Genomic DNA, 12,530 nt, shown 5'->3' on the forward strand with positions numbered 1-12,530 from the left:
GCTCAGCAAATGCTTCTTTGCAACCATCAATTTTGTCGCCATCAGTGCTATATCGTTAGCGCTTACCTAGCAACGCCCGAATATTGGCCAGATATTCATCAGCAACAGCTTCTGGGTCTTTGGTCGCTTTTTTCTTTTTCGCTTTGGCAGGCCAGTCAATATGATCTTCAGGCAGCTCATCCAAAAATCTTGATTCTGAGGTAACGCGCATCTGACCACCGGCACGGCGCTGGGTCGCGAGCGTCAATGTCAGCTCACGGCGCGCACGGGTAATGCCCACGTACATCAGACGGCGCTCTTCTTCGACCGTCTCACTCATGATAGAGTTGCGATGCGGTAACATCTCTTCCTCAAGACCCATAATATAAACAAAATCAAACTCCAAACCTTTTGCCGCATGTAAGGTCATCAAGTTGACTTTGTTAGTGTTCTCTTCTTCTTGTTGCTGTTCGAGCATATCAAGCAAAACCAGTTTACGAATGATGGTATCAATCGTCCGATCTTCGTCTTCTTCAGCACGATTAATCAACGACTGAATACTGGTGTAGAGCATATCGATATTATCAATACGGTTTTTTTCTTGTTGTGGCGTTTTGGCATCGCTACGTACAAAGTCAATATAACCTGTCTCATCAATCATCTGGCGTACGATAGGTACAGGGTCTGGGTGTTGATCCAGCTCACGCGTATAGTGCTCAATGAATTCACCAAACTCTTTTATCGTACCATAAGCCTTTGATGGCAATACATGAGTCAGACCAGCGTGGGTACAAGAGGCCAGTAGCGATATGCTGTGCTCTTGCGCAAACAAACCGAGTTTTTCTAGCGTTGCTGGTCCCATACCGCGCTTAGGTGTATTGATAATACGTAAAAACGCGCTGTCATCTTCAGGGTTCAAAATCAGGCGTAGATAGCCCATGATGTCTTTGATTTCACTACGCGCAAAGAATGATTGACCACCCGATAACTTATAAGGTACTTGCAACTGGCGTAATTGTGCCTCTAGCATACGTGCCTGAAAGTTACTGCGGTACAGTACGGCATACTGTTCCCACTCATTGCCGAAACGCAGCTTATGCGTGACAATTTCTTTGGCCACACGCTCTGATTCATCATCGTCATTACGGCAGTTAATGATGCGGATTTTTTCGCCTTGGCCTTTATCTGACCACAGTTTCTTTTCGAATAAATGCTCGTTATTTAGAATGACGGCGTTGGCAGAGGTCAAGATACGTGTGGTTGAGCGGTAATTTTGCTCAAGCATAACGATTTTTAGTTTTGGAAAATCTTCTTTTAGCAGTGCCATGTTTTCGGGCTTTGCCCCGCGCCATGCATAGATAGATTGGTCATCATCACCTACCACGGTGAAGCGACCTTGTGGACCAACCAAGTATTTAATCATCTCATACTGGGCAGTGTTGGTATCTTGATACTCATCGACCAATAGATAGCGAATACGGTTTTGCCATTTGTCCCGCAGCTCTCTATTTTCGCGCAATATCTTGGTTGGCAAGACAATCAAGTCATCAAAATCGACGGCATTATAAGCGCGCAAGTTACGCTCATAAAGCGCATATAACGTGGCAAAAATCATGTCTTCTGGATCGTCTAGCGTTTCCATCGCCTTATCAGGCTCGACCAAGTCATTTTTCCAATCAGAAATCATTTTGATGGCTTTACCGACCAACTCACGGCTTTCAGCGCCACTCAAGTTGTCGCGCATCATCAGCTCCATCAGCAAGCGCTTACTGTCATCGCTGTCCATGATGGAAAAGTTGCCTTTTAGCGGAGTATGAATCAGCTCATAGCGCAAAAACTGTAGACCAAATTGGTGAAATGTCGACACCGTCAGCCCGCGCATTTTTTCGCTTGGTAGCAGTTTACTGACACGTGCTTTCATTTCACGTGCTGCTTTATTGGTAAAGGTTACGGCGGTGATACGCTCAGCTGGCATGTCGCATTCTTGGATTAGGTAAGCAATCTTACGCGTGATCACAGAGGTCTTGCCGGAGCCAGCACCTGCAAGTACAAGTAAGGGACCAGATACGTAGAGCATGGCTTCTTGTTGTTTGGGATTGAGTTGACTCATAACGTGACCTGTAAGACAAAAGCAAAAAAGAGGGTAGCGCTGATATGACAAAGATAGATAAACGCAGCGCGCATCATCAAAATTCGTATCGTTGCGATATTTTAATAATCTTTATTATAAGAATAATAGAATTTAAGGTTTGATGATGGCATATCATAAAAATCTGGTGGGTCATTATAAAGCAAAAATGCTCACTTTGGGGGAGGACTTGGGTGATGAAAGTGGGGTATTCGGACACTTGATTTTTGACAAATAGCGTGGCAGTGTTTGCTCATAGCCAAAAGTACGGATTTGGGGTTAATATAAGGTAAGGTCTATATCATAATTCATAGTAAAAAAAACACATTTTTTTTACACAGAAAGTGACCGTTCAATACAGTTAAAAACTAGCTTTTAGGCACTGATATGCGTATAGTACGTAAATAATTTATGCCAGTTGTCACGTCATTGTTGACCACGTGTAATGAGCTATTAAATCAATTAAGTAAGCAGTCAGATATGATATTGATTTAATACGTTGATCTTACGTTGTTAGAAGATGCGTTGGGCGACCAGCCTTTATCCGCGCGCATACCGGAATCTCTACAGTTGGTCACGTCTGACATCGTCGTCAATAAGCTTGATAATTGGTTGTTACCAGCAAAATACCTAACATGTGACTCAATGACAGTTACTTAAACACAGTGACAGTTACTGAAGTGCAGTGACAATTACTTAAATAAAGTCACTTTGTGTTTTCGTCTGCGTTATACCTGTCGCAACATGGCCTGAGTGGGTCAGTGCTTGCGCTGTGTCTAACACTCGATTGGGTGAGGAGCACGTATTATCATGTCTGCTTTTAATTGGTCAGCCATTGCTTTTATCTTAGCCGCCATTGGGCTAGTTGTCTTTATGCTGGTCGTACCGCGCTTACTTGGCGGTCGCTCTCAAGGCTCACAAAAGGAAGAAGTATTTGAAGCGGGTGTTGTCGGATCTGGCAACGCCCGTATTCGTTTGTCTGCCAAATTTTATTTGGTCGCAATCTTCTTTGTGATTTTTGATTTAGAGGCGCTATATCTCTACGCTTATGCTGTGTCAGTACGCGAGGCGGGTTGGCTTGGCTTTGCCGCCGCTGGCACGTTTATCACTATTCTGATTATCGGTTTGATTTATGAGCTGAGCTTGGGTGCGATGAACTGGGCACCTGCTGACAAGCTACGCAAAAAAGCACGCTTATATGCGGCGCCTGCAGGCTTTAATTTGGCAGACATCACCAAGTTTGATGGTGCTCATGAGCTAATGGTCGATCCGACAGGTAAAGTACCCGCGCAGTCATCCGGTCAAATCAATGTCTCAAACAATATTGAGACCAATCGTCGTCATCTACAAAACATCGATCATATTAATACCACGGGTAACGTTACTTCTGTGGATTTTGCGACGTCTGCTCAGCAGGACAAAACTGAACGTTAATAGCAGTTGATGCTCAGCTTATAGCGTTTGCAAAAACGAGCAGCAAAGCATGAAAGCGTCAGTTCTGTTTGTATTAATGATCGCTGATGATTAGCCACTTATTTATCATAAAAGTTATGGTGACAGCGCGAGCAAGATGATTGCCACGCCAAGCCTAATATGAAGGTTGTATGTTATGAAATACACATTAACAAAAGCCAACCCCGATGCAGATACCTATCCTGCACAGACCAGTCAAACGGTCAACGATCCTATCGAAGATGAAGTGAATAAAAATGTCTTTATGGGTCGTCTCGAAGACCTCGTTCATTCAACAGCAAACTGGGGGCGTAAGAACTCACTTTGGCCATTTAACTTTGGTACCTCTTGCTGTTATGTCGAATACGCTACTACCTTAACCGCCGTTCATGATTTGTCACGTTTTGGGGCAGAGGTTATTCGTGCCTCGCCTCGTCAGGCGGACGTCATGATCGTCGCGGGTACTTGTTTTGTCAAAATGGCCCCTGTTATCCAGCGTCTTTATGAGCAAATGCTTGAGCCAAAATGGGTCATCTCAATGGGTGCCTGTGCCAACTCAGGCGGCATGTATGATATTTATTCTGTCGTACAAGGCGTCGATAAGATTATCCCTGTTGATGTCTATGTGCCAGGTTGTCCGCCGCGTCCAGAAGCGCTTATTCAGGGTTTGATGTTGTTACAAGAGTCTATTACTAAAGAGCGTCGTCCGCTGGGTATCCATGTCAATGAGCAGGGTATCTATCAGCCGCAAATGACGCCTGAGCGTGACCGCAAGCAGGCAGATCGTATCGCTGTCAAAAACTTGCGTAGCCCAGACAGTATTTAAGTTTCAAACAGCATTTAGACTTGTAGCAACAGTTTCAATATTTTATGCGCTTATCATAGTTCGGTTATGATTAACATAACTCAGTTATGGTTGACATAGTTCGGTTATGACTAACATAGTTCAGTTATGATTAATGAAGGAATACATCATTCATGGTCACGGTAGTCGAAAACATAGATCCTAAGATCAAGCCCGTCCCAGCAGTCATCACAGAGCTGGAGCAAAAGTATGCTGGTAAATTTGTCGTGCAGCAGACTGTGGATGAGATTCCAACGGTTTGGGTGGCGCGTGCCGATTTATTAGATATTCTTTTATTCTTGCGCAAACTGCCTAAGCCTTATGTCATGCTATTTGACTTGTCAGCGATAGATGAGCGTTTACGCCAGCATCGCGCAGGGTTACCTGACAGTGACTTTACGGTGTTTTATCACCTAATGTCGCTTGAGCGCAATAGCGATGTACGTATCAAAGTCGCGCTGAGCGAAGACGATGTCAATGTACCGAGCGCCACCAATATTTGGCCAAATGCCAACTGGTATGAGCGTGAAGTATGGGACATGTTCGGTATTGTCTTTACTGGACATCCGCATTTGACCCGTATTTTATTACCGAAATACTGGGAAGGTCATCCACTGCGTAAAGAGTACCATGCGCGTGCGACGGAATTTACTCCATACTTCTTGAATACGGCCAAGCAACAGTACGAGCAAGAGAACCTGCGTTTTGTCCCAGAAGAATGGGGCATGAAGCGTTCAGGTCGTGACGAAGACTTTATGTTCTTGAACATCGGTCCTAACCATCCCTCTGCTCATGGTGCGTTCCGTTTGGTATTACAGCTAGATGGTGAAGAAGTCGTCGACTGTATCCCTGATATCGGCTATCACCATCGCGGCGCAGAAAAAATGGCTGAGCGTCAAACATGGCACTCATTTATTCCTTATACCGACCGTATTGATTATCTCGGCGGTGTGATGAATGAGCTGCCGTACATCATGTCGGTCGAAAAGCTTGCAGGAATTACTATTCCTCCACGCGCTGAAACCATTCGCGTGATGATGAGTGAGTTTTTCCGTATTACCAATAACTTACTATTCGTCGGTACGTTCATTCAGGATGCGGGTGGTATGACCCCTGTATTCTATATGTTTACCGATCGCCAAAAAGCCTATGATGTCATCGAAGCCGTGACTGGCTATCGTATGCATCCTGCTTGGTTCCGTATTGGCGGTACAGCTGCTGATCTACCACGTGGTTGGCAGCGTCTGGTTCGTGAGTTCTTAGATTGGATGCCAAAACGCTTGGACGAATATGTCAAAGCAGCATTACAAAACAGCGTGCTCAAAGGCCGTACTCAAGGGGTTGCTCAGTATAATGCTAAGCAAGCACTTGCTTGGGGCGTCACGGGTGCAGGTCTGCGTGCGACTGGCGTTGACTTTGATTTACGTAAAGCACGTCCATACATGGGCTATGAGAATTACGACTTTGAAGTGCCAGTCGGTTACAACGGTGATGCTTATGACCGCTGTATGGTAAAAGTCGAAGAGATGCGTCAGTCATTGCGTATTATTCGCCAGTGCATGGACAATATGCCACAAGGCCCTTATAAAGCGGATCATCCACTGGCTGTACCACCGCCAAAAGACCGTACATTAAATGATATCGAAACGCTTATTAATCACTTTATCTCGGTATCTTGGGGTCCTGTGATGCCAGCGGGCGAATGTACGACGATCGTTGAGGCGACTAAAGGTCTGAACAGTTATTACATTACCTCAGACAAGGCCACGATGAGCTATCGTACCCGTATCCGTACACCGACATTTGCGCATTTACAGCAGATGCCATCGGTCATCAATGGCTCGCTGGTTTCTGATGCCATTATGTACCTAGCATCGATTGATATTGTGATGGCGGATTGTGATCGTTAGAGCCGCTGCTTCAAAAGTATTTGTTCATCAATATATTATTGCCTGATGGCACACCAAAATGCTGTCACTTGTCGATATAACCACAGTTTCAATCAGACTGATATTGGCTTGTGATAGAGCAGGATGAGTGAGGAAAGACAGAAGATTATGAAAATTGTTTCCGACAAAATGCCAAAAGTAGATGTGGAAAGCATTCTCACTAGTGATGAAATTGCTGCCATTCATGAGTTTATGCACCATTACCCACAGGCGCGTGCTGCCTCATTAGATGCGCTAAAAATCGTGCAAAAGCGTAACGGCTGGGTCGATGATGCGCAAGCAAATGCCATTGCCAACATCCTAGATATCCCGATGTCAGACATGGACGGAGTTGCGACTTTCTTTAACCGTATTTATCGCCAGCCTGTCGGTCGCCATGTGATTCTCATATGTGACTCCGTGGCTTGTTATTTGACAGGTTATGAAGCGCTGTCAGCTGAGATTAGATCACAGCTGGGTATTGAGTATGGTCAGACAACTGCTGACGGACGTTTTACCCTATTGCCAATTTGCTGCTTGGGCAACTGTGATAAGGGACCAGCGGTACTGATTGATGAAGACACTTACGGCCCTGTCCAGCCATCTGAGGTCGCGCAATTATTGGAGCTATACGCATGAGTTTAACGATTTCAGAGCAAATTGCTCGTCGCGGTCAAGGCCAAGCGCCAAGCCAGCTAAATGCACAGCGTGTTCCAATTTATGGTGATAAAGCGACAGCCACTAGCGAAACCAAGCCTTTGACTTGGCGTTTGGCGCATCATGATGCTGTGCTTGATTTAGCCACTTATGAGTCTCTAAAAGGCTTTACTGGTCTAAAAGAAGCGCTATCCAAATCGCCTAAAGACGTTGGTAATATGATTAAAGCGGCCAATGTTCGAGGTCGCGGTGGTGCAGGTTTTAACGCTGGTCTTAAATGGTCGTTTATGTCGCCGCCGGATGGTTTGCCGCGTTATCTGATCTGTAACGCTGATGAAATGGAGCCGGGCACATTCAAAGACCGTTTGCTCATGGAGCGTCTACCGTTTCAACTAATCGAAGGTATGCTAATTACCGCTCATGCGATTGGCGCCACTGACGGTTATATCTTTATCCGCGGTGAGTATATCTTGGCCGCTGAGCGTTTGGTCGCTGCTATCGAAGAGTGCTTGGCAAATAATCTCATGGGCGACAATATTTTAGGCTCAGATTTTAGTTTTAATCTGCATGTGCATACGGGCGCTGGACGTTATATCTGCGGTGAAGAAACAGCGCTAATTAACTGTCTAGAAGGTCGCCGTGCTAACCCACGTACTAAGCCGCCGTTTCCGCAAATCTCTGGTGCATGGGGTCGTCCAACCGTTGTTAATAACGTTGAGACTTTGTGTAATATGCCAGCGATTTTGAATCATGGTGTTGAATGGTATCAGTCGTTATCTGAAATTAAAGGCAAAAGTAAAACGCCAGGCACCAAACTATTCGGCTGCTCAGGATTGGTCAATGATCCAGGCCTTTGGGAATTACCGTTTGGTTATACAGCTCGCGAAATCATTGAAGATTTAGCCGGTGGTATGAAAGATGGTAAAACGCTGAAAGCATGGTTACCGGGCGGCGCCTCGACTGACTTTTTGACCGCAGAACATTTGGATGTGGTGGTAGATTTTGACACCATTCAAAACGCTGGTAGCCGTATGGGTACTGGTCTAATTATGGTCGTCGATGAATCACAAGACATGGTGCCATTACTGCGCAACCTTGAGATTTTCTTTCAGCGCGAGTCATGTGGTTGGTGTACACCATGCCGTGATGGTCTGCCATGGGGCGTTAAACTGCTTACCGCCATCAATGATGGTGAAGGGCAAGTGGGCGATGTAGAAAAACTAGAAGGCCTGACGCGTGACTTATGGATTGGTAAAACATTCTGTGCGCATGCTCCAGGTGCGATGGAACCACTAATGAGTGCGATTAAATATTTCCGTCCAGAGTTTGATCAAAAAATCGCGCAGGCGGTTGGTGTCGATGTTATTGATGCTGCAGCCAACCAACAGCCAGTAGTGAAATAAGGAGAGCGGCATGGCAGTCATACATATTGATGGAACCACTGTCGAAGTAGATAGCGCAGATAACTTGCTACAAGCCTGCTTATCACTCGGCATTGATGTGCCGTATTTTTGTTATCATCCAGCCCTTGGCTCAGTAGGCTCATGCCGTCAGTGCGCGGTCAAGCAATTCCAAAATAAAGAAGATATGGAAGCGGGTCGCGGTCGCCTTGTGATGTCTTGTATGGTCGCTCCTGGCGATGATATGTACATCTCGGTCACTGACGATGAAGCCAAAGCATTCCGCAAGTCGATGGTTGAGCTACTCATGACCAACCATCCACATGACTGTCCAACTTGTGAAGAAGGTGGACATTGTCATTTGCAGGACATGACATATATGTCAGGTCACAGCCGCCGTCGCTATCGCTTTACCAAACGCACGCATCATAACCAAGAGCTTGGTCCATTCATCGCGCATGAAATGAACCGTTGTATCGCTTGCTATCGCTGTGTACGTTTCTATAAAGACTATGCGGGCGGTGAAGATTTGGGTGTTTATGGCTCAAACAATCGCGTTTACTTTGGCCGTGATAAAGATGGTCAGTTTGAAAGCGAATTCTCAGGCAACTTAACTGAAGTATGCCCAACCGGTGTATTTACTGACAAAACACATTCTGAACGTTATAACCGTAAATGGGACATGCAGTATGCGCCAAGCATCTGTCATGGCTGCTCGGCTGGTTGTAATATCTCACCGGGCGAGCGTTATGGTGAATTACGTCGTATCGAAAACCGCTATAACGGCGAAGTAAACCGCTATTTCTTATGTGACCGTGGCCGTTTTGGTTATGGCTATGTGAATCGTGATGATCGTCCAACTCAAGCGCTTGAACGTATCAATGATAAGCATGTCAAAATCAATATTGACTATGCACTTGATGAAACCATTAAGCGTATCAAAGATAAAAAAGTCATCGGGATTGGCTCACCGCGTGCCAGTTTAGAGACCAACTTTGCGCTAAAAAATCTCGTTGGCTTTGATAACTTTTCAACAGGTCTGAATCATCAGCAGCAAGCACTGGTCAATAAATGCATCGAAGTGCTTAGCACGGAAGGCATTTATAACCCTAGCATGACCGATATCGAAACGCATGATGCAGTGTTGGTATTAGGTGAAGACATCACGCAAACTTCATCACGTGTCGCCCTGTCAGTACGTCAAGCGGCAAAAAATGAAGGCTTGAAAATGGCGGCGGCGCTGCAAACACAACCTTGGCTTGCTGAACCAGTTAAGCGTATCGCTCAAGATGCGCTAAGCCCAATCTATGTCATTGATGTAACGCAAACTAAGTTAGAAGATATCAGTAAAGTGAGCGTAGTGGCGACCCCTGAAGACATCACTAAACTTGGCTTCAAGGTGGCTGATGAGATTGCTAATTTCGCTGATGATTTAGCAGACATAGCAGATCCACAAGCAGCTGATGCCAGTACTGAAACTGATGGTATGCAAGCATTGGCACAGCAAATCGCTTATGACTTGATTCAAGCTGATAAGCCTTTAGTTGTTTCGGGTAGTAGCTTATCTTCTACCGCATTGATAGAAGCAGCGGCGCAGATTACCCAGGCATTGACCCAAAAACGCGCGGCTATTAAAGCGACTGAGCAACAGCAGGTCGAGGCACATAATGCCAAAGTACAGGCAGCGCAAGCAAAAGCGGCTAATGATCAGCCTGAAGAAGACCAAGATTTATCTGCTAAGCCAAACAAACCTGAAACAGGTGTAAATACAGAAGCTCAGGATGATGTCGAGCGTGAGCCTGCTGAAAAACTTGAACTAAAAGGAATTAATGATAAATATCAAGCACAAGCAGGTATCTATCTAACGGTTCCTGATGCCAATAGCATAGGCGTTTGTATGCTTAGCGGTCAGTCAGTTGAAGAACTGCTAGCGACTGATTACGATGTGGTTGTGGTTGCAGAAAACCAGCTAACAGATGCGATTGATGCCAATAAATTGACGCAGCTACTGACTGATAAAACGGTCATTGCGTTAGATCATCAGCTCCTTGATTGGCACAAAGATGTCGATATCGTATTGCCAGCGGCTAGCTTTGCAGAAGCAGATGGTACATTGATATCAGCTGAAGGCCGTGCGCAGCGTTTCTTCCAAGTTTACGATAACGAATACTACCATCCGATGAGCAGTATCAAAGAAGGTTGGCGCTGGATACATGCTGTGCATAGCAGCATTGAAGGTCGTGATGTCGACTGGACGCAGTTGGATGATGTCATCAATGCATTGATTGCCACCCATCCTAAACTTTCGGGTATTAAAGGCGCTGCACCTGATGCTGATTACCGTATAACGGGTCTGAAAATCGCGCGTCAACCGCGTCGTTATTCAGGTCGTACTGCTATGCGTGCGCCAATCTCAGTGCACGAGCCAATGCAGCCAAAAGATTTGGACACTGGTCTAACTTTCTCAATGGAAGGTTATAGCGGTAAAGAAACGCCAAGCTCGATGATTCCTTTTGCCAATGCGGCAGGTTGGAACTCACCGCAAGCGTGGAATAAATACCAAGACAAAGTCGGCGGTCATCTGAAAAATGGTGATCCAGGTGTGCGTTTGTTCGATCAGCTAGAGCGCCTAGCCACTCGTCAATATGTGGCGCCAGAAGCGATGTCTTCGAATACAACTGACTTGCAGCAAGGCCAAGCGAAACTGGTACCGATTCATAATATCTATGCCAGCTCAATGATGGCATCACGTAGCCCAATTGTCGCAGAGCAACTACCCGTTGCTGCATGGCGTATCGGTATAGACGATGCCAAAGACTGGAATATTGCTGCTGGTGACTACTTGGCGGTTGAAATTGACAAGCAACAAATCACCTTGCCCGTACAGCTGGTCGGTTATTTGGCAGAAGGCTGTATCGGTTACCCCGTTGGGCAGGTGAGTATCATTCACCCATCAATGCCAGCATCGGTACGTAAAGTGGATGCACCAGTGACGATGATGGGTAGCATGGCTAATGACATGATTAATGATAATGACACAGCGCAAATAAACGCAGCGCCGACTACCACACAGGAGGTGTAATATGCAAGTTACCCGTATTATCCCTGATGTGCCAAGCTTTTTGGCCAATAGCATGAGCTTTGATACTTGGTCTATTCTGTTTTTGGTGGGTCAATCACTAGTCATCTTTTTAGTCGTGGTATTGGTTGCCGCAATGATGATTATCTATGAGCGCCGTATGCTGGCCTTGTGGCAAGATCGTTATGGTCCAAACCGCGTCGGGCCTTTTGGTTCATTGCAGTTGGTCGCCGATATGCTAAAAATCTTCTTTAAAGAAGATTGGACACCAAACTTTACCGATAAGTTTATGTTCACGTTGGCACCTGCGGTCGCAATGTTTACTGCCTTAGCTTCATTTGCCATTATTCCTATCTCGCCAACGCTTGGCGTGGTTGATTGGGATATTGGTATTCTGTTCTTCTTTGCCATGGCTGGTATTGCTGTTTACGCGGTGATGTTCGGTGGTTGGGCATCTGCTAATAAGTTCTCGCTACTTGGTGGTTTGCGTTCAGCTGCACAGACGATCAGTTACGAAGTGTTTTTGGGTTTGTCGTTGATGGGCGTTGTTGCCTTGACCGGCTCATTTAACTTGCGCGCTATTGTTGAAGCGCAAGCGGATGGCTGGTATATCATTCCGCAGTTTTTTGGCTTTTTGACTTTTGTGGTGGCTGGTGTTGCCGTTACGCATAGACATCCATTTGACCAACCAGAAGCAGAGCAAGAACTGGCTGAAGGTTATCATGTCGAATATTCTGGCATGAAGTTCGGTATGTTCTTCATTGGTGAGTATGTCAACGTTGTCTTAATTTCTGCCTTGATGACTTGCTTGTTCTTTGGTGGTTGGCTGGCACCTTTTAATTTAGATATTCCATTTATTCCACCAGCTTTTTGGTTCATGATTAAAACGCTGTTCTTTATGACCATGTTTGTTTTGGCTCGAGGCTCACTCATGCGTCCGCGTTATGATCAGGTGATGAACTTTGGCTGGAAAGTATGTCTGCCCGTAACCTTGATCAATTTGTTGATTACTGCTGCGGTCATTTTGATCTTTTCCCCAACGTTATAGTCATTACTAGCCATC

General features: G+C 45.6%; 8 protein-coding genes. 7 read left to right on the forward strand and 1 reads right to left on the reverse strand.

Features of this window, described 5'->3' with window-relative positions:
* Positions 1–55 precede the first annotated feature (55 nt).
* Positions 56–2,089 carry a UvrD-helicase domain-containing protein gene (locus ACQKCP_RS00110; RefSeq protein WP_114700718.1) on the reverse strand — a complete coding sequence of 678 codons (2,034 nt, stop codon included), beginning with the start codon at positions 2,087–2,089 and terminating at the stop codon, positions 56–58.
* 828 nt (positions 2,090–2,917) lie between these two features.
* Between ACQKCP_RS00110 and ndhC the strand changes: the two genes are divergently transcribed.
* From ndhC to nuoH, 7 genes are all read left to right on the forward strand, one after another.
* Positions 2,918–3,541 carry an NADH-quinone oxidoreductase subunit A gene (gene ndhC / locus ACQKCP_RS00115; protein WP_102091044.1) on the forward strand — a complete coding sequence of 208 codons (624 nt, stop codon included), beginning with the start codon at positions 2,918–2,920 and terminating at the stop codon, positions 3,539–3,541.
* Positions 3,542–3,716: 175 nt separating this feature from the next.
* Entirely contained in the window at positions 3,717–4,385 is a 669-nt protein-coding gene (locus tag ACQKCP_RS00120) for a NuoB/complex I 20 kDa subunit family protein (RefSeq protein WP_101206265.1), read from the forward strand.
* A gap of 152 nt (positions 4,386–4,537) precedes the next feature.
* Positions 4,538–6,313: an NADH-quinone oxidoreductase subunit C/D gene (gene nuoC / locus ACQKCP_RS00125; RefSeq protein WP_057758925.1), complete on the forward strand. Its 1,776-nt coding sequence runs from the start codon at positions 4,538–4,540 to the stop codon at positions 6,311–6,313.
* 147 nt (positions 6,314–6,460) lie between these two features.
* Positions 6,461–6,970 (forward strand): NADH-quinone oxidoreductase subunit NuoE, encoded by a 510-nt coding sequence (nuoE, locus tag ACQKCP_RS00130; RefSeq protein ID WP_057758927.1) that lies wholly within the window; start codon positions 6,461–6,463, stop codon positions 6,968–6,970.
* A complete protein-coding gene (gene nuoF / locus ACQKCP_RS00135; protein ID WP_114700720.1) occupies positions 6,967–8,391 on the forward strand; it encodes an NADH-quinone oxidoreductase subunit NuoF in 1,425 nt (474 codons plus the stop codon). Before nuoE ends, nuoF begins: the two co-directional genes overlap by 4 nt.
* A gap of 10 nt (positions 8,392–8,401) precedes the next feature.
* The gene (gene nuoG / locus ACQKCP_RS00140; RefSeq protein ID WP_427610833.1) at positions 8,402–11,470 is read left to right on the forward strand and encodes an NADH-quinone oxidoreductase subunit NuoG; all 3,069 of its coding nucleotides are present in this window, start codon (positions 8,402–8,404) and stop codon (positions 11,468–11,470) included.
* 52 nt (positions 11,471–11,522) lie between these two features.
* Entirely contained in the window at positions 11,523–12,515 is a 993-nt protein-coding gene (gene nuoH / locus ACQKCP_RS00145; protein WP_179798733.1) for an NADH-quinone oxidoreductase subunit NuoH, read from the forward strand.
* The last annotated feature ends 15 nt before the right edge of the window (positions 12,516–12,530 follow it).

Source organism: Psychrobacter sp. NPDC078631, from assembly GCF_050268165.1.
GTDB lineage: Bacteria > Pseudomonadota > Gammaproteobacteria > Pseudomonadales > Moraxellaceae > Psychrobacter.

What these genes read in the sequence shown, in the direction of transcription:
- nuoF (WP_114700720.1), top strand. Translation starts at nt 6,967, where the DNA reads ATGAGTTTAACGATTTCAGAGCAAATTGCTCGTCGCGGTCAAGGCCAA.
- nuoE (WP_057758927.1), top strand. Translation starts at nt 6,461, where the DNA reads ATGAAAATTGTTTCCGACAAAATGCCAAAAGTAGATGTGGAAAGCATT.
- nuoC (WP_057758925.1), top strand. Translation starts at nt 4,538, where the DNA reads ATGGTCACGGTAGTCGAAAACATAGATCCTAAGATCAAGCCCGTCCCA.
- ACQKCP_RS00110 (WP_114700718.1), bottom strand. Translation starts at nt 2,089, where the DNA reads ATGAGTCAACTCAATCCCAAACAACAAGAAGCCATGCTCTACGTATCT.
- ndhC (WP_102091044.1), top strand. Translation starts at nt 2,918, where the DNA reads ATGTCTGCTTTTAATTGGTCAGCCATTGCTTTTATCTTAGCCGCCATT.
- ACQKCP_RS00120 (WP_101206265.1), top strand. Translation starts at nt 3,717, where the DNA reads ATGAAATACACATTAACAAAAGCCAACCCCGATGCAGATACCTATCCT.
- nuoG (WP_427610833.1), top strand. Translation starts at nt 8,402, where the DNA reads ATGGCAGTCATACATATTGATGGAACCACTGTCGAAGTAGATAGCGCA.
- nuoH (WP_179798733.1), top strand. Translation starts at nt 11,523, where the DNA reads ATGAGCTTTGATACTTGGTCTATTCTGTTTTTGGTGGGTCAATCACTA.